This is a genomic window from Mycobacterium sp. PO1 (assembly GCF_017312405.1).
In the GTDB taxonomy this organism is placed as follows: domain Bacteria; phylum Actinomycetota; class Actinomycetes; order Mycobacteriales; family Mycobacteriaceae; genus Mycobacterium.
Genome location: NZ_BLTG01000047.1, coordinates 26,424 through 44,007 on the forward strand (window position 1 = coordinate 26,424; position 17,584 = coordinate 44,007).

17 protein-coding genes are annotated in these 17,584 nt (G+C 69.8%); 11 read left to right on the plus strand and 6 right to left on the minus strand.

Features of this window, described 5'->3' with window-relative positions; all coding sequences use genetic code 11:
- Positions 1–104: 104 nt before the first annotated feature.
- Positions 105–1,124: a LacI family DNA-binding transcriptional regulator gene (locus J3476_RS17090; RefSeq protein ID WP_207067598.1), complete on the minus strand. Its 1,020-nt coding sequence runs from the start codon at positions 1,122–1,124 to the stop codon at positions 105–107.
- 132 nt (positions 1,125–1,256) lie between these two features.
- Between J3476_RS17090 and J3476_RS17095 the strand changes: the two genes are divergently transcribed.
- Both J3476_RS17095 and J3476_RS17100 read left to right on the plus strand, forming a co-directional pair.
- Complete coding sequence (locus J3476_RS17095) at positions 1,257–2,903, plus strand: glycoside hydrolase family 13 protein (protein WP_207067599.1); 1,647 nt, start codon at positions 1,257–1,259, stop codon at positions 2,901–2,903.
- A gap of 147 nt (positions 2,904–3,050) precedes the next feature.
- Positions 3,051–4,079: a nitroreductase family protein gene (locus tag J3476_RS17100; protein ID WP_207067600.1), complete on the plus strand. Its 1,029-nt coding sequence runs from the start codon at positions 3,051–3,053 to the stop codon at positions 4,077–4,079.
- Positions 4,080–4,107: 28 nt separating this feature from the next.
- Here J3476_RS17100 and J3476_RS17105 read toward each other — a convergent pair whose 3' ends face one another.
- Genes J3476_RS17105 through J3476_RS17115 form a run of 3 tightly spaced genes read right to left on the minus strand, consistent with a single transcriptional unit; the run spans position 4,108 to position 6,610 of the window.
- Positions 4,108–4,758, minus strand: coding sequence for a response regulator transcription factor (locus J3476_RS17105; protein ID WP_152516910.1), 651 nt, complete (start codon positions 4,756–4,758; stop codon positions 4,108–4,110).
- Between the two features lie 38 nt (positions 4,759–4,796).
- Entirely contained in the window at positions 4,797–5,621 is an 825-nt protein-coding gene (locus tag J3476_RS17110; RefSeq protein WP_207067601.1) for a universal stress protein, read from the minus strand.
- On the minus strand, positions 5,615–6,610 hold the full coding sequence (locus J3476_RS17115) for a nitroreductase family protein (protein WP_207067602.1): 996 nt from the start codon (positions 6,608–6,610) through the stop codon (positions 5,615–5,617). Before J3476_RS17115 ends, J3476_RS17110 begins: the two co-directional genes overlap by 7 nt.
- 111 nt (positions 6,611–6,721) lie before the next feature.
- Here J3476_RS17115 and J3476_RS17120 point away from each other — a divergent pair, with 111 nt between their 5' ends.
- Complete coding sequence (locus tag J3476_RS17120; RefSeq protein WP_207067603.1) at positions 6,722–8,434, plus strand: GAF domain-containing sensor histidine kinase; 1,713 nt, start codon at positions 6,722–6,724, stop codon at positions 8,432–8,434.
- 43 nt (positions 8,435–8,477) lie between these two features.
- On the opposite strand, the gene J3476_RS17125 is transcribed toward J3476_RS17120, so the two are convergent.
- Both J3476_RS17125 and J3476_RS17130 read right to left on the minus strand, forming a co-directional pair.
- Positions 8,478–9,182 (minus strand): GAF and ANTAR domain-containing protein, encoded by a 705-nt coding sequence (locus J3476_RS17125; protein WP_207067604.1) that lies wholly within the window; start codon positions 9,180–9,182, stop codon positions 8,478–8,480.
- Between the two features lie 111 nt (positions 9,183–9,293).
- Positions 9,294–9,791: a DUF1990 family protein gene (locus J3476_RS17130; protein ID WP_207067605.1), complete on the minus strand. Its 498-nt coding sequence runs from the start codon at positions 9,789–9,791 to the stop codon at positions 9,294–9,296.
- Positions 9,792–9,941: 150 nt separating this feature from the next.
- Here J3476_RS17130 and J3476_RS17135 point away from each other — a divergent pair, with 150 nt between their 5' ends.
- The 8 genes from J3476_RS17135 (at position 9,942) to J3476_RS17170 (ending at position 17,562) form a co-directional block, all read left to right on the plus strand.
- Positions 9,942–10,574 carry a PaaI family thioesterase gene (locus J3476_RS17135; protein WP_286183252.1) on the plus strand — a complete coding sequence of 211 codons (633 nt, stop codon included), beginning with the start codon at positions 9,942–9,944 and terminating at the stop codon, positions 10,572–10,574.
- Complete coding sequence (locus tag J3476_RS17140) at positions 10,571–10,999, plus strand: TIGR02611 family protein (protein ID WP_207067607.1); 429 nt, start codon at positions 10,571–10,573, stop codon at positions 10,997–10,999. Before J3476_RS17135 ends, J3476_RS17140 begins: the two co-directional genes overlap by 4 nt.
- 78 nt (positions 11,000–11,077) lie before the next feature.
- Positions 11,078–13,147, plus strand: a complete 2,070-nt coding sequence (thrS, locus tag J3476_RS17145; protein ID WP_207067608.1) for a threonine--tRNA ligase — start codon at positions 11,078–11,080, stop codon at positions 13,145–13,147.
- A gap of 1 nt (position 13,148) precedes the next feature.
- Positions 13,149–13,697 carry an HIT domain-containing protein gene (locus J3476_RS17150; protein ID WP_207067609.1) on the plus strand — a complete coding sequence of 183 codons (549 nt, stop codon included), beginning with the start codon at positions 13,149–13,151 and terminating at the stop codon, positions 13,695–13,697.
- The gene (pgsA, locus tag J3476_RS17155) at positions 13,694–14,362 is read left to right on the plus strand and encodes a phosphatidylinositol phosphate synthase (protein WP_286183256.1); all 669 of its coding nucleotides are present in this window, start codon (positions 13,694–13,696) and stop codon (positions 14,360–14,362) included. The genes J3476_RS17150 and pgsA overlap by 4 nt, the downstream gene beginning before the upstream one ends.
- Entirely contained in the window at positions 14,359–15,366 is a 1,008-nt protein-coding gene (locus J3476_RS17160) for a phosphatidylinositol mannoside acyltransferase (protein WP_207067611.1), read from the plus strand. Before pgsA ends, J3476_RS17160 begins: the two co-directional genes overlap by 4 nt.
- Before the next feature lie 10 nt (positions 15,367–15,376).
- Positions 15,377–16,528 (plus strand): glycosyltransferase family 4 protein, encoded by a 1,152-nt coding sequence (locus tag J3476_RS17165; protein ID WP_207067629.1) that lies wholly within the window; start codon positions 15,377–15,379, stop codon positions 16,526–16,528.
- The gene (locus J3476_RS17170; protein ID WP_207067612.1) at positions 16,525–17,562 is read left to right on the plus strand and encodes an NUDIX domain-containing protein; all 1,038 of its coding nucleotides are present in this window, start codon (positions 16,525–16,527) and stop codon (positions 17,560–17,562) included. Before J3476_RS17165 ends, J3476_RS17170 begins: the two co-directional genes overlap by 4 nt.
- Positions 17,563–17,584: the final 22 nt, after the last annotated feature.

The window sequence follows — 17,584 nt, forward strand, 5'->3', positions numbered from 1 at the left end:
TCGTCGATGCCAGATGCGCAGCCACCCGCGGATGAGGCCGCGAACTGCACATTCGGTACGTCGAAGAGTGTGTCATACCTCACAGGCGAGGTGGGGCAGCGGTGTCAGTGCGGCGGGGCGGTCGAGTTCCGGATCACCAGCCGAGTCGGCAACGTGGTCCGCACCGGCATCGAGGCACCGTCGTCCCCGAGGGCACCGAGCACTTGCACGGCGGCGAGGCGACCCTGTTCGCGCACCGGCTGCGCGACCGTGGTCAGCTCGCTCAAGTCGGCGGACGGGTGGTCATCGACGCCGATGACCGAGATCTGCTGCGGTACAGCGACTCCGGACTTCCGCAGAGTGCGCAGCGCGCCCAGGGCGATCTCGTCGGAGTGGCAGAACACCGCCGACGGTAACCGGGGACGGCTCAGCAGCGTCTCCATGCCTTGGGCGCCGCCGTCGATACCCCACGGCACCCGAACCACCGTGGGCTCCGCCACGCCGGCGGCCGCCATCTGATCGTGGAATCCGCGGATGCGGGCCTCATCCGCGGCCCAGGCGGTGCCCTCCTGGTCGACAGCCTGGATCATGGCGATGTCGCGGTGGCCGATACGCAGCAGGTGCCCCACCGCCTGCGACGCGGCGAGTTCGTCGTCGATGCCGATCCAGGGCCGGCCCCCGGCCGGGTGGTGGCCCCCGACCTGAACCGTCGGCACGCCGAGCTGGTCCAGGCGAGTGCGTTCCCGTGCGGACAGTGGCACGGACACGATGATCACGGCGTCGACCTTGCGCCGCAACGGAAGTGCTTCGAAGAAGCGGTGCCGGGCGGACGAGTCGGGCAGCGTGCACAGGACCAGATCGACACCGACGGCATCGAATTCACCGGCCACCCCGGCGAGCACCGTGGCGTAGAACCAGGCATCGATGCGCGGCACCACCACGCCGACGCGGCCGGTGGAGCCCCCTGACAGGCGGGACGCCTCGGGCGAGACCACGTAGGCCAATTCGCGCGCCGCGGACATGATCCTGTCTCTGGTTGCGGGGGAGACGCCGGGCTCGCCGCGGAGCGCACGCGACACGGACGCGATCGAGACCCCGCACCGCTGCGCCACGTCGGTCATGTTGACCGTCTGCCTGGGAATCATCGGGCCCGTCTGCTCATCAGGCGTCGAGGTTAGCGCAACGAAAGTACTTACGTCTACGGCACGACGTTTGACATGAGGTAGCTGATAGCCGACTCTGGTGCCGAAAACGTTTACGCAACGCCGAGGAGCGCCGTGCCCGTCCCGAGCCCGTCATGGTGGCAGACCGCCGTCGTCTACCAGGTCTACATCCGCAGCTTCGCCGACGGGAGCGGAGACGGTATCGGCGACGTCCAGGGGCTGCGTCAGCGCCTGCCGTACCTCGCCGAACTGGGTGTCGACGCGATCTGGATCAACCCGTGGTACCCGTCGCCGATGGCCGATGCCGGCTACGACGTCGCCGACTACCGCGACATCGAGCCGAGCTACGGCACACTCGACGACGCCCAGGCGGCCATTGCCGAGGCCCACGCCCTCGGTATCAAGGTGCTTCTGGACATCGTGCCCAACCACACCTCCGACCAGCACGCGTGGTTCCGCGCGGCGCTTGCCGGGCAGCCGCAGGCCCGCGCCCGTTATCACGTGCGGCCGGGTCGCGGGGCGGGCGGCGAACTGCCGCCGAACAACTGGCAGAGCATCTTCGGCGGACCGGCCTGGACCCGGCTACCTGACGGCGACTGGTACCTGCATCTGTTCGCTCCCGGACAGCCGGACCTGAACTGGGACCACCCCGAGGTCCGCGCCGAGTTCGAGGACATCCTGGCGTTCTGGTTCGACCGTGGCGTGGACGGGTTCCGTATCGACGTGGCACACGGACTGGTGAAAAAGGCCGGCCTGCCCGACACGGTCTCCGCGGCGCCCGGATCGCTGGTCGAGAGCAACGAGGGGCACCCGGCGTGGGACCAGGACGGCGTGCACGAGATCTACCGCGGCTGGCGCGCCGTCGCCGACCGGTATGCGCCCGAGCGCATCTTCATCGCCGAAGCGTGGGTGGGAAGCAACGAGCGGCTGGCCCGCTACCTGCGCCCCGATGAGCTGCACACCGCGTTCCAGTTCGACTTCCTGCGGACCCCGTGGCGAGCCGAGGTGATGCGCGCGGTGATCGACGACGCGATCGGTGCCGCCGCGACGGTCGGCGCCCCGCCGACCTGGGTGCTGTCCAACCACGACGTGACCCGGACGGTGACCCGCTTCGCCCGGTCGCAGCCCGAGCATCTCGTCGGCACGGATTGGGAGCGCAACCGGTGGGCCGACGAGGACCCCGACCATGCCCTGGGCCGGAAACGGGCCCGCGCCGCGGCGCTGGTGCAGCTGGCGCTGCCGGGCACTGCTTACGTGTACCAGGGTGAGGAACTGGCCCTCGAGGAGATCGAGGACCTTCCCGATGACGTGCGCCAGGACCCCACCTGGGCGCAGTCGGGCTTCACCGACGTCGGCCGGGACGGCTGCCGGATACCGCTGCCGTGGACCGACACCGCCCCGCCCTACGGGTTCGCCGCCGAGTCGGGCGCGGCGACCTGGTTGCCCCAACCGGCGCACTGGGGTGTGCACAGTGTCGAGGCGCAGGAACGTGACCCCGACTCGACGCTGAACCTGTATCGCGCCGCCCTGGCGCTGCGCCGGACGATGTGGCGCGACGCCGGTGATGTCAAGTGGCTGACCGTCGCACCGGACGTCGCGGCGTTCGAACGCGGCGGCGCGCAGTGCTGGGTGAACACCGGCGACGCCGATGTCGCGCTACCCGAGGTCGCCACCGTGGCGCTGGCCTCGGCGCCGGGGATCGATCGGGTGTTGCCGCCCGACTGCGCGGTGTGGTTGCACAGCGGTACCCCGACGGACTGAGCCGGGCCCCCGGAGGGCCCCGAAGGGCCCCTGGAAGGCCTTTCGAAGGCCCTCTGAAGGGTCGAGCAGAGGTCTTTGTGCCCTCTGCAAACGCTTCGCCGCCACGCACTCTGGATGGAGCAACTACTCCGGACAGGTGATGAGGCGATGAGTGGCTCCTTTCCCGACCCCGCGACTCTGCGGTCCGCGCTGGCCCTCGCCGGCCGGGCGCCGTCGGTGCACAATTCGCAGCCGTGGCAGTGGCGGGTGGAGGGCGAGCGCCTCCACCTGTATGCCAACCCCGATCTGCTGCTGCCGCACACCGACCCCGACGCTCGCGACTTGATGCTCAGTTGCGGTGCGGCACTGAATCACTGCGTGGTGGCGTTGGCCGCCCTCGACTGGCAGACCCGTGTGCACCGGCTGCCAGACCCCGCCGACCCGAACCATCTGGCTGTCATCGAACCCTACCCCTATCCCGCGGCGGATCTGGACATCACGCTGGCCGCCGCCATTCCGCGTCGGCGTACCGACCGCCGCCATTACAGCTCGTGGCCGGTTCCGCGCGGCGACATCGCGCTGATGGGCGCGCGGGCGGCGCGCGCCGGGGTGATCCTGCGCCGCGTGGAGGATCTGGCCACGCTGCGCACGCTGGTCACCGAGGCGGCGTTCCGGCACCGCTCGGACCGGGAGTACCTCGCCGAGCTGGCGGTCTGGAGCGGACGCTACGCATCGACAGCCGGGGTTCCGGCCCGCAGCGTGCCGGGACCGGACGGGGTCGCACGTGTCCCCGCGCGCGACTTCGCCGGCGGTGTACTGGCGCACAACGCGAACACCCACGGCGTCGACGACAACGCCGCGGTGCTGGCGCTGGGAACCGCCGAGGACGATCCGCTGTCTCGCCTGCGGGCGGGCGAGGCTACCAGCCTGGTGTTGCTCACCGCGACGGCGCAGGGGCTGGCCAGCTGTCCGATCACCGAGCCGCTGGAGGTCGCGGAGACCCGGGCAGCGGTGCGCGCCGACGTCTTCGGCGCCGAGGGCCATCCGCAGATGCTGCTGCGCATCGGGTGGGCGCCGGTCAATGCCGACCCGCTGCCTTCCACACCACGCCGCGCGCTGTCGGACTACGTCTCCGAACTGGACGACACTTCCGGGTTCGGCGACACCTCCGACCTCGACGACACGACGACCGCCTGACCGGGCGAGGGGGAGCAGGCGGTGGTGTTCACTCCATCTCGGGGCGATGATGCCGTTCGAGTTTGGACACGAACACCGCCGCCTGCGTCCGGCGTTCCATGCCGAGCTTGGCCAACAGGCGCGACACGTAGTTCTTGACGGTCTTCTCCGCCAGGAACATCCGGGCGGCGATCTGTTTGTTCGTCAGCCCTTCGCCGAGCAGATCGAGCAGGACGCGCTCCTGATCGGTCAGACCCGACAGCGGGTCGCGCTCCTCGCCTTCGCCGCGCAGTTTCGCCATCAGCGCTGCCGCGGCGCGGTTGTCGAGCAGCGACCGGCCGGCGCCGACCTCTTTGATGGCCTGGGCCAGCTCCATGCCTTTGATGTCCTTGACCACATAACCGCTGGCGCCGGCCAGAATCGCGTCGAGCATCGCCTCGTCGGAGGTGAACGACGTCAGCATCAGGCATCGCAGGTCGGGTAGCCGCGACAGCAGGTCGCGGCACAGCTCGATGCCGTTGCCGTCGGGCAGGCGGACGTCGAGGACCGCCACATCGGGCTGCAGCGCCGGGATGCGGGCCAACGCCTCGGACACCGACCCCGCCTCGCCGACGACCTCGAGTTCGGGATCACTGCTGAGCAGGTCGACCAGCCCCCGCCGTACTACTTCGTGGTCGTCTACCAGGAAAACCTTCACCATGTCGAGACGTCTCTATCCTCTGGAGGTCGGCACCGGTGTCACAGTGCGTTGTGCGGTTCGCACACCAGTATCGAACAGTCGGTGTCCCGCAGCGCGGTATTGCCCGGCGCGTTGACGAGCGGGGTGACGCCCCCGGGCCGCTGCCGGCTGGTCACCACGAGCTGGATCGAGCCGGCATGCCCGGCCAGGTAGTCCAGGATGTCTCCCCGCATGTTCACGGTGGTGATGTCCAGATCGGGGTAGCTGCGCCGCCATTCGGCAAGGCGGCGCTCCCACGGATCCTGGATGTCCCCGTGCATCCGGGTCGGGGTCAGCACCCGCACCGGCGCATGACGACGCCGCGCCGCCGCCAGACCGCGCTGCAGCACCGAGCTACCGGCGGCGTTGTCGTCGATCTCGATGACCACCGCGCGTTCGCCGGGGCGATGCGGCCGGTGCGCGCGGACGACGGCGACGGGGCAGTGCGCCGAAGCCGCCAGCGTGGCGGCGGTCGATCCGATGCGCCCTTCGGTGGCGTGGCGCAGGCCGCGGGCCCCGACGCAGAGCAGCGCCGCTGACCGGGACGCTTCCAGCAGCGTCGGGACCACGGCTCCCTGCAGGATCTCGACTTCCATCTTCACCGGGGTCTCGGTCGACTCCACGGCGGTCACCGCATAGCGCACCGCCACCTCGGCGGTGGCCAGCCGGTGCGCGATGTCCTGGGAGTCGGCGACATCCGGGCGGGCGGGCTCGATGACGTAGACGAAGCGCAACGGCACGTCGCGATCGAGGGCCTCGTTCACCGCCCACAGCGCGGCGTCGACGGCCGACGCCGAACCGTCGATGGCGACCACGACACTGGTGGTGACGGCGCTGTCTAGCATGGCCGGCTCCTCTCGATGCGCAGCACGTGTTCGATCGGCCTCCGGGGGGTGGGCGGCGGGGCGTCCGCCAGGGCGGGCGCTTGTCCGAGGCGGACGATGACGTGCGGGAGCGCCCCGGTGCCCACCAGCGCGGCCACCACCTCACGTCCCTGGGCCATCTCGGTGATGTGGGTCAGCGTGCAGCTCGACAGCCCTGCCTCGGTGGCGTTGAGCAGCAGCGCCGACAGGGCCTCGCCGCAGCGCAGGATGCTGTCCCGGCTCTCGTCGAGGGTGGACAGCACCAACACCGCCGCCCGGTCGTCGAGGATCTCCGCGCGTCGCTCGGCCCGCGCGACGACGGGGAAGTTGCGGCCGATCTGCACCCGGTCGCTTTCGGTCGCCGTGACCAGCGAGGTTCTCGGAATTCCGTCATCCGACACGAAATCGGCTGTCCACCAGGTGAGTTCGGTGTGATACTCGGCGTCGTAGCGGCGCAGCGCCTCGGTCAGGTGGGACGCCTCGGCAACGAATTCGTGCACGTCTTCGGACAGGACGTCGAGTCGCACGGCATGGTTCTCGGCGACCGCGCTCAGCGTGTGCATGAGCGCCTCGGGGTCCGGTGGGGCCACGAAGGGCAGGCGGTCGGTGTGGCGGAGCAGGATCGCATCGGCGTGGCTGTTCTGCTCCTCGGTGACCGACCGGGCCGCGGTGAACTGCACGCTGGCCAGATGCAGCGGATCGTCGGCGGTGGGGAACCGGGTCACGGCGGTGTCCCACCCGGCCGCGGCCATCGCCGTGCGGAAGTGGTGCAGGACAGCGCCGCAACTGATCAGCGCCTCGCGTCCGGAGGCGTCCGCTCCGCGGACGAAACGTTCGGGGTCGGCGAACAACTCGACCGAGTCGTCGGTGAGCACCCAGCGCCAGGGCTGGCTGTTGTGCAGAGACGGTGCCCGACACGCCAGTCGCAGAGCCTCGGTGATCAGCTCGGTGCGGACCTGCGTCGCGGTCATCGTGACTCCCTTCGATCCCCTCTCACGGTGCCCTGCGGCGGGTGCTGCAGCACAGGGCCAATGGTCCTCAACAGGTGACGAGAGCTGCTCAGCGGTGGTAGACCAGAGGCCGTGGGGCAGACATCCGAGTCGGACTCCGAGGGGACAGCGCGACCGGTGCGGGACACGTTGTCCCAGCTGCGGCTGCGCGAACTGCTCAGCGAGGTGCAGGACCGGGTCGAGCAGATCGTCGAGGGCCGGGACCGCCTCGACGGGCTCGTCGAGGCCATGCTGGTCGTCACCTCCGGTCTCGAACTCGACGACACGCTGCGCACCATCGTGCACACCGCGATCGAGCTCGTCGACGCGCAGTACGGGGCGCTGGGCGTGCGCGGCTACGACGACGAGCTGGTGGAGTTCATCTACGAGGGCATCGACGAGGCGACCCGAGACCAGATCGGCCACCTCCCCGAGGGGCGCGGTGTACTCGGCGCCCTGCTGGTCAACCCCAAACCCATTCGCCTGGACAACATCTCCAGTCACGCGTCGTCGGTGGGGTTTCCGCCGCACCATCCACCCATGCGCACGTTCCTCGGTGTGCCCGTGCGCATCCGCGACGAGGTGTTCGGCAACCTCTACCTGACCGACAAACGCGGCGGAACGCCGTTCAGCGAGGACGACGAGGTCCTGGTGCAGGCGCTGGCCGCGGCGGCCGGAATCGCCATCGACAACGCCCGTCTGTACGAGCAGGCCAGAGCCCGACAGTCCTGGATTGCCGCCACACGTGACATCGGCACCCAACTGCTCTCGGGTGCCGACCCCGCGACGGTCTTCCGTTCGATCGCCGAAGAGACCCAGCAGCTCAGCGGTGCGACCACGACCTTCGTGGCGATCCCCATGGATCCCGACCAGCCGGCCGACGAGGTCACCGAACTGGCCGTCATCGCTGTGGCCGGTGAGGATGCCGACGTCGCCTCGGCCCCGATACCGGTGGCCGAAACGGTGATCGGCACTGCGTTCGCCAACCGCGCGCCCGACAGGTTCACCGGTGTCGATGTCGGCACGGGGCCGCAGGGCGGACCGGCGCTGGTGCTTCCGTTACGCACCACCGACTCGGTGGCCGGAGTCCTCGTGGCTGTCAGAGCCGTTGGTGGGCAACCATTTCGGGTGGACGAGCTGGACATGATGTCGGCGTTCGCCGATCAGGCGGCGTTGGCGTGGCAACTGGCCACCACGCAGCATCGGATGCGCGAGCTGAGCATCCTGACCGACCGGGACCGCATAGCCCGAGACCTGCACGACCACGTGATCCAGCGCCTGTTCGCCGTCGGGTTGTCGCTGCAGGGGACCATCGCGCGTGCGCGATCCGCCGAACTGCAGCAGCGGCTGTCCACCTCCATCGACGATCTCCAGGACGTCATCCAGGACATCCGGACCACGATCTTCGACCTGCACGGTGGTTCGTCGGGCATCACCCGGCTCCGGCAGCGTCTCGACGAGGCGGTGTCGGCGTTCCCCGGCTCGGGGGTGCGAACCTCGACGCAGTACGTCGGACCCCTGTCGGTCATCGACGCATCGCTGGCCGACCACGCCGAGGCCGTGGTGCGCGAAGCGGTCAGCAACGTCGTCCGCCACGCCAGGGCCACCGCGCTGACGGTCACGGTGACGGTCGAGGACGACCTGGTGATCGAGGTGGTCGACAACGGGCGCGGGATCGACGCCGAGATCACCGGCAGCGGTTTGACCAACTTGCGCCGGCGTGCCGAAGAACTGGGCGGTTCCTTCGCCGTGGTGGCCTCCGCAGACGGCGGTACCTGCCTGACCTGGCGGGCTCCGCTGCCCTGAGCGACCGACCGGTCACGGCCCCGGGCGGCACCGGAGGCGGCGGTCAGGCCCCGTTCGTCCCGTTCTCCACCAGTTCAGCAGCGATCTGGAGCAAGGGCACGTTGGAATCCTGGGAGAGCTTGCGCAGGACCTCGAAGGCCTGCACCGCATCGACCCGGTAGCGCTCCATGATCATGCCCTTGGCCTGGCCGATGACGTCGCGGCTCGACAGTGCCCGCTGGAACTGCTCGTCACGGCGCGCCGAGTTCCACGCCACCGACGAATGCGCGGCGAAGATCAGCCCGAGCGTGCGGGCCTCCGCGGAGAACGCGTGAGGCTGTTCGGCATAGATGTTCAGCGCGCCGAGGGACTCACCGGCGATGAACAGCTGAAAAGCCATGATCGAGCGGATCGGCGTCTCGGCCAGAGCGTCGCGCCGATAGTCGGGAAAACGCTCCTCGGTCTCCATGTCGGGAACGTGGACGGTCTTCTCGTCCCAGGCCGCGGTCAGGCACGGGCCCTCGAGATGGCGCTGCTGGATCTTGTCCAGCAGCACCGGCCAGTAGTGGGTGGCCGCCGGAGTGTCGATGTGCTTGGCGTTGCGGGTCAGCGTGATCCCCGCGTATTGCGCACCCGGGATCTCGGCGGCGGCGTGTTCGGCCAACTCCGCCACCACAGTGTCCGAATCGGTATCGGGCCTGTTGTGCAGACCTTGCACCAGCTCGGCCACCCGAAGGTGCGCCGCCTCTAAGCCGGCTTGATCGTTCACCGTCACCGTCCGTGCTCTCCAACCCGATAATCAGGTCGAGATTACCGCTGACCGCGCATCGTCACCGCCGGATGCGCCGTGTCGACTCGATGACGGCGGTCCGCGCCGGCGTCACAGCGCGCGCAGGTAGCGGTCGGTGACCAGCCGCTGCACCAGCGATGTCACCGGTGCCCCCAGCCTGCTCCACCACGTCGCATGCCGGGAGAACGCCGCCACCTCCGCCCGCACCTCGGTGGTCGCGGAGTCGTAGGACACCAGGAACAGTTCCTCGCCCGTCTGGGCGTGCCCGGGCAACGTCCCGTACGCGAATCCCCGCCGATCCTGCTCGTCGACGACGTAGACCACCCGGCACGGCGCCTTCACCGGTCCCAGGTGGACCAGCACCTCACAGCCGACTTCGGCGACCGGCCCGGCGGCGTCGACCCGTAGCCCGGCGCCGCGCAGCATGCCCCACCGCATCCCCGCTGCCGCGGCCTGCTCGAAGCGGTCCCGGCCGCGGCCGATCACCGACGATTTGCGCAGGTGGTGGTATCCGGCGGGCATCGTGGTCGCGGTGGCTCCCACCTCGGGGTAGGTCAGCGGCTTCCCGGCCAGCTCGTCGAGCTTCACACCTGCCAGCTTGGCACCGCTTCGGTACCGTCGTCACGTGACCTCCCGGCCCCGTTCGACATGTGGCGACGCTCTGCTGACGGGTGTGACTGCCGGGCCGTTACCGAAGCCGGGACGGCTACCGGGCCGGCCACCCAATACGGTGGCCAGGTGAGCGCCAACGAACCCGCCGATGCGCACCCCGGGGGAGGGTTCAATCCCCCCGAGCCGTCCACCCGCGGGGGACCCGACTACGGCCGGTTCATCGAAGCGGTCCGCACGGTGCAGGACCACGCCCGCGCCGCCGACGCACCCGACGACGTCATCACCGAGGCCGCCGACCTCATCGAGCAGGCCTCCCGGTTGTTGGAGCCGCATGCCGCCGACGAGTGGAACTCCCCGTCGGGCCGGCGCATGGACTTGCCCAACCGGGGCAACATCCTGGCTGTTCCGGTGGACCTGCACGTCACCGAGGCGGGGACGATAGTCGGAACGGCCCACTTCCGGCGCTACCACCTGGGGCGCAACGGCGCGGCGCACGGCGGCGCCGTGGCCCATCTGTTCGACTCGCTGCTCGGTTTCACCGCGTTCAAACTCAGCGGCAGCCGGGCCCAGCGCACCGCATTCCTGCACGTCGACTATCGCCGCATCGTTCCGGTCTGCAGGCACGTCCGCGTCGAGGCCGGCATCGACGACATCGTCGACCGCAAGATCAGGGTCTCCGGGCGCATCCTCGACGACGCCGACCAAGTGCTGGCCGAGGCCCACGCGCTGTTCGTGAAGTTGAAGCCGGGGCAACCGTGAATGACGGAGAGCGCGCGGGGTTCACGCGGCGGTGGGCGGCCTGGCGTGACGGGCTGCGTGACCGGCCCGCTGTGGACGCCGGTTACCGGCTCGGGGTCGCCGTCACCGGTTTGGTGGTCCTGTGCGTCGGCATCATCGCGATTCCGTATCCCGGCCCCGGATGGGCGATCGTGTTCGTCGGGCTCGCGATCCTGGCGACCGAGTTCGACTGGGCGCGACGGCTGCTCTCCTACGTGCGCCGGCGCTACGACGCGGCGATGGCGTGGCTCACCCAGCAGGGGCTGTGGGTGCAGGTGCTGGGCGTGGTGTTCACCGCCGCGGTGGTGCTGGGCACGTTGTGGCTGCTGGGTGCGCTCGACTTCGTCGGGGAGATGTTCGGCTACGAGCCCCGGTGGCTGGATAGCCCTATTGGTATCGGGACGTAGCGACCGACCCCGATAGCATGGTCGCGGTCGACGCCCGACCATCACCGTTGGCACGCCCGAGAGTTTGGAGAACCCGCGATGAGCGCCCCCGTCAGCCCGGCCCCGGCAGTCCCGATCCGGGTCGCCGCCGGGACTACCGCAGGGCAGGCGGTGCGTGACGCCGGCCTGCCGGGACGGGGCGCCCCCGACGCCGTCGTGGTCGTTCGCGACGCCGAGGGACGCCTGCGCGACCTGTCCTGGGCGCCCGACGAGGACGTCGAGGTGACGCCGGTGGCCGCCGACACCGAGGACGGGCGCAGCGTCATCCGCCATTCCGCGGCCCATGTGCTGGCCCAGGCGGTGCAGGCGATGTTCCCCGACGCCAAGCTGGGCATCGGGCCGCCCATCACCGACGGGTTCTATTACGACTTCGAGGTCGCCGAACCCTTCACTCCCGAAGACCTCGAAGCGCTCGAGAAGCGCATGCGCCAGATCGTCAAACAAGGCCAGCTGTTCTCGCGGCGGGTGTTCGAGTCCAAGGATCAGGCGCGTCACGAACTGGCCGACGAGCCCTACAAGCTCGAGCTGATCGATGACAAGTCCGGTGCCGACGATCCGGAGGTCATGGAGGTCGGCGGTGACGAGCTGACCGCCTACGACAACCTCAACCCGCGCACCCGCGAGCGCGAATGGGGCGACCTGTGCCGTGGCCCGCACATCCCCACCACCCGCTACATCCCGGCGTTCAAGCTGACCCGCAGCTCGGCGGCGTACTGGCGCGGTGACCAGAACAACGCCAGCCTGCAACGCATCTACGGCACCGCGTGGGAGACCCAGGAGGCGCTGGACCGCCACCTGGAGCTGATCGAGGAGGCGCAGCGTCGCGATCACCGCCGGGTGGGGGCCGAGCTGGACCTGTTCAGCTTTCCCGACGAGCTGGGGTCGGGTCTGCCGGTGTTCCATCCCAAGGGCGGGATCGTGCGCCGGGAGTTGGAGGAATACTCGCGGCGCAAGCACATCGAGGCGGGCTACGAGTTCGTCAACACCCCGCACATCACCAAGGAGCAGCTCTACATCACCTCGGGGCATCTGGAGTGGTACGCCGAGGGGATGTTCCCCCCGATGCACATCGACGCCGAGTACGACGCCGACGGCGCGGTGCGCAAACCGGGCCAGGACTACTACCTCAAGCCCATGAACTGCCCGATGCACCACCTGATCTACCGCTCGCGCGGCCGCTCCTACCGGGAACTGCCGCTGCGGTTGTTCGAGTTCGGCAGCGTGTACCGCTACGAGAAGTCGGGCGTGGTGCACGGTCTGACCCGGGTGCGGGGCATGACGCAGGACGACGCCCACATCTACTGCACCCGCGAGCAGATGGGCGAGGAACTGGCGTCGCTGCTGCAGTTCGTGCTGGAACTGCTGGCCGACTACGGCTTGGACGACTACTACCTCGAACTGTCCACCAAGGATCCCGAGAAGTTCGTCGGCTCCGACGAGGTGTGGGAAGAGGCCACCGAGACGCTGCGCGAGGTTGCCGTGGCGTCGGGCCTGGAGCTGGTGCCCGACCCCGGCGGCGCCGCGTTCTACGGACCGAAGATCTCGGTGCAGGTCCGCGACGCACTGGGCCGCAGCTGGCAGATGTCGACCATCCAGCTCGACTTCAACATGCCGGACAGGTTCGAACTGGAATACACCGCGGCCGACGGGTCGCGGAAACGGCCGGTGCTCATCCACCGCGCGCTGTTCGGCTCCATCGAACGGTTCTTCGGCATCCTCACCGAGCACTACGCCGGAGCCTTCCCGGCCTGGCTCGCCCCGGTGCAGGTGGTTGCCATCCCGGTCGCCGACGACCACGTCGCCTATCTCAACGGACTGGTCACCCGGCTGCGGAAACTCGGTATCCGAGCCGAGGTCGACAGCAGCGACGACCGGATGGCCAAGAAGATCGTCAACCACACCAACCAGCGGGTCCCGTTCATGCTGCTGGCCGGTGACCGCGATCTGGAGGCGGAGGCGGTCAGTTTCCGGTTCGGGGACCGGACGCAGATCAACGGCGTGCCCGTCGACACGGCCGTCGACGCGATCGTGGACTGGGTGCGGCGCCGTGAGAACGCCACGCCGACCGCCGAACTCGTCGCCATCGACGCGCACGCAGACAAGGGGTGACGTGGATCCGGAGGACAGGATCGTAGACCGGGGAGTCGGCGAGCCGGACCACCTGCAGCGGTTGTGGACGCCACACCGCATGACCTACATCGCCGACGCGGTGAAGGCCGGCTCGGCAGCGTCTTCCGAACCGTTCACCGACATCCCCAACATGTCCGACGAGGACGGGTTGGTGGTGGCGCGCGGGCAGCTGGTGTACGCGGTGCTCAACCTGTACCCCTACAACCCGGGGCACCTGATGGTGGTGCCCTACCGCCGGGTGGCGGAGCTGGAGAACCTCACCGACGCCGAGAGCTGCGAGCTGATGGCGTTCACGCAGAAAGCGATCCGGGTGATGAAGGCGGTGTCGCGGCCGCACGGCTTCAACGTGGGCCTCAATCTCGGCACGTCGGCCGGTGGCTCGCTGTCCGAGCACCTGCACATGCACGTGGTCCCGCGCTGGGGCGGCGACGCCAACTTCATCACCGTCATCGGCGACTCCAAGGTGATCCCGCAGTTGCTGCGTGACACCCGCGCCCTGCTGGCCGCGGAATGGGACAAGCAGCCGTGAGTGACTTCTACCTGATGACGCGGGCCGCGTACGCGAAGTTGTCGCGGCCCGTCGCCAGAGGTGCGTTACGGCTGGGCCTGACCCCGGACAGCGTCACGATCCTGGGAACGGCGGGCACGGTGCTGGGTGCGCTGACCCTGTTCCCGATGGGGCAGCTGTTCGCCGGCGCCCTGGTGGTCGGGTTCTTCGTGCTGGCCGACATGCTCGACGGGGCGATGGCCCGCCAGCGCGGCGGCGGCACCCGGTTCGGGGCGGTGCTCGATGCCACCTGCGACCGGATCAGCGACGGGGCGGTGTTCTGCGGGCTGCTGTGGTGGGCGGCGTTCGGCCTGCACAGCCCCGAACTGGTGGTCGCGACGATGATCTGCCTGGTGTCCTCGCAAGTCATCTCCTACATCAAGGCCCGCGCGGAGGCCACCGCGCTGTCGGGCGACGGCGGCCTGATCGAGCGTCCCGAACGCCTGGTGATCGTGCTGCTCGGCTGCCTGCTGGCCGACCTGCCGTTCTTTCCCCTGCCCTGGATGCTGCCCGCCGCCATGTGGGTGCTCGCCGTGGCCAGCGTGGTCACGGTGGGCCAGCGGCTGCACAGCGTGCGGACGTCGCCGACCGCGATGGACCGCGCCTGCGGTGAGCGAGCCGACAAACCGGAGCCCACCGACCAATGACGCAGCACGTGACGGATGCCGGCGACGGCCACGGTGGCCTGTTCGCCGTCCCGTCCCTGGTGCGGTCTCAGCTCAGCGACTGGGGATACGCGGCGGGCTGGCGATTGGTGCGAGCCGCCCCGGAATTCTTGGCGCGCAGCGTGTTCGGGGCGGGCGCCGGTTATGCGGCGCGCAACGGCGGACCCGAGCAGCTGCGCAAGAATCTCGCCCGGGTCCTCGGGGTGGCGCCCGACCAGGTACCCGACGAGGTGATGCGGGCGTCGCTGGGGTCCTACGCCCGCTACTGGCGCGAGGCGTTCCGGTTGCCGTCGATGGACCATGCCGAGATCGGCAGGCGACTCACCGTGGCCGGCATCGACATGCTGTGGGCAGCGCTCGAGGATGGTCGGGGCGCGGTGCTGGCGCTGCCGCACAGCGGCAACTGGGACATGGCCGGCGTGTGGCTGGTGCAGCACCACGGATCGTTCGCGACGGTCGCCGAGCGGCTCAAACCCGAATCGTTGTACAACCGGTTCCTGGCCTACCGGGAGCGCCTCGGCTTCGAGGTGGTGCCGCTGTCGGGTGGTCCGCGACCGCCGTTCGAGGTGCTGCGGGACCGGCTGCTGAACAACGGTGTGGTCTGTTTGATGGCCGACCGCGACATGACCCGCACCGGTGTCCAGGTCGACTTCTTCGGGGAGCCGAGCCGACTGCCCGGCGGCCCCGCCCGGCTGGCCCTGGCCACCGGTGCCGCGCTGTTCCCGGTGCACTGCTGGTTCGACGGCGATGGGTGGGGGATGGAGGTCTACCCGGAACTGGACACCTCCTCCGGTGACGTCACGGTCATCACCCAGGCCATGGCCGACCGGTTCGCCGCCAACATCGCCGAGCACCCGGCCGACTGGCACATGATGCAGCCCCAGTGGCTTGCGGACCTGTCCGAGGAACGCCGCGCCCGGCTGGCGGGCGAGCTCGACCGCTCGGGTTCGGCGCGAAGCGCCGGGGATGATCCCGGGGCCGGGTGAGGGCACGCTGATGCGGATCGGCATGGTCTGTCCCTACTCGTTCGACGTTCCGGGCGGGGTGCAGTCGCACGTGCTGCAGTTGGCCGACGTGATGAGCGGGCTGGGCCACGAGGTCAGTGTGCTGGCACCGGCGTCCGCCGAGGGCGTGCTGCCCGACTACGTGGTCTCCGGCGGGCGCGCGGTGCCGATTCCCTACAACGGGTCGGTGGCTCGGCTGCGCTTCGGCCCGGCCACCCACCGCCGGGTCAAGAGATGGTTGATACACGGTGATTTCGACGTGCTGCATCTGCACGAGCCGAACGCCCCGAGCCTGTCGATGCTGGCGCTGAACATCGCCGAAGGTCCCATCGTGGCCACCTTTCACACGTCGACGACGAAATCGCTGACGCTGTCGGTGTTCGAGCCGATCCTGCGTCCCATGCACGAGAAGATCGTCGGCCGCATCGCGGTGTCGGACCTGGCGCGGCGCTGGCAGATGGAGGCGCTGGGCAGTGACGCCGTCGAGATCCCCAACGGTGTCGACGTCGAGTCCTTCGCCTCGGCCCCGCCGCTGCCCGGCTACCCGCGTCACGGCAAGACGGTGTTGTTCCTCGGGCGCTTCGACGAGCCGCGCAAGGGCATGAGCGTGCTCCTGGGGGCCCTGCCGGCGCTGGTCGACCGCTTCGCCGACGTGGAGGTCCTGGTGGTGGGCCGCGGTGACCAGCGCGAGCTGCGCGAGCAGGCCGGTCCGCTGGCCTCGCACCTGCGGTTCCTGGGGCAGGTCGACGACGCGGAGAAGGCGTCGGCGATGCGCAGCGCCGATGTCTACTGCGCTCCCAACACCGGCGGGGAGAGCTTCGGCATCGTGCTGGTCGAAGCGATGGCTGCCGGCACCGCGGTGGTGGCCAGCGACCTCGACGCCTTCCGGCGGGTCCTCGAGGACGGCAGGTGCGGTCGGCTGGTTGCCGTCGACGACTCGGCGGCGCTGGCTGACGGACTGATCGACGTGCTCGCCGACGACGGTGTGCGGTCGGGCTACACCGCGCACGCGAGCGCGGCGGTGGCGCGGTTCGACTGGTCGGTGGTGGCCGCCCAGATCATGCGGGTGTACGAGACCGTCGCCGGCTCGGGCGTCAAAGTGCGGGTGGCCGGACGTCACGAGACCAGCGGGAGGCCGCTGTGATCCCGGTGCTGACCGCGCTCATCGTCGCGGCGGTGGTGGTGCTCGTCGCCGTGGTCGCGGGGTGGGCGTATCAGACCGCCAACCGGCTGGACCGGCTGCACGTGCGCTACGACCTGTCCTGGCAGGCCCTCGACGGGGCGCTGGCGCGCCGCGCGGTGGTGGCGCGCGCAGTCGCCGTCGACGCCTACGGCGAGGGACCCGACGGGCGTCGCCTGGCCGCGCTCGCCGATGCCGCCGAACGTGCACCGCGGCAGGCCCGGGAGGCGGCGGAGAACGAACTGTCCGCCGCGCTGGCGCGGGTCGATCCCGCGTCGCTGCCGCTGGCCCTGGTCGCCGAGCTGGCCGACGCGGAGGCCCGGGTGCTGCTGGCCCGGCGTTTCCACAACGACGCGGTCCGAGACACCCTCGCACTGCGGGAACGCCCGCTGGTGCGCACCCTGCGATTAGGCGGAACCGCGGCGCTGCCAAGCTATTTCGAGATATCGGAGGGTGGTGAGGTGTCCACCCGCGAGGTCGCGCCGGTGACCCGGCGCACGTCGGCGCGGGTGATCCTGCTCGATACCGACGGCGCGGTGTTGTTGCTGTGCGGTTCGGATCCGGCCAGCGGGGTGGAGCCGGCGCCGCGCTGGTGGTTCACGATCGGCGGGGCCGTGCAGGTCGGCGAGACGCTCGCACAGGCCGCCGCCCGCGAGGTCGAGGAGGAGACCGGTCTGCGGGTGTCGCCCGCCGACCTCGTCGGACCGATCTGGCGGCGGGATGCGGTCATCGAGTTCAACGGGTCGGTGATCCGAAGCGAAGAGATGTACTTCGTGTACCGCACCGGCCGGTTCGAGCCCTCCGAGTCCGGCCGTTCCGGGCTGGAACGGACCTACATCCATGCCCACCGGTGGTGCGATGCGACAATGATCGCTGGTCTGGTCGCCATCGGTGAGACGGTGTACCCGCGCCAGCTCGGCGAGGTGCTCGAGGAGGCGAACGTCCTGGCTGACACGCCGGGCGCGCTGTCGGACAGGTCGCCGCAGCCGATCAGGTGAGGACAGTGGCGTTCCTCACCCA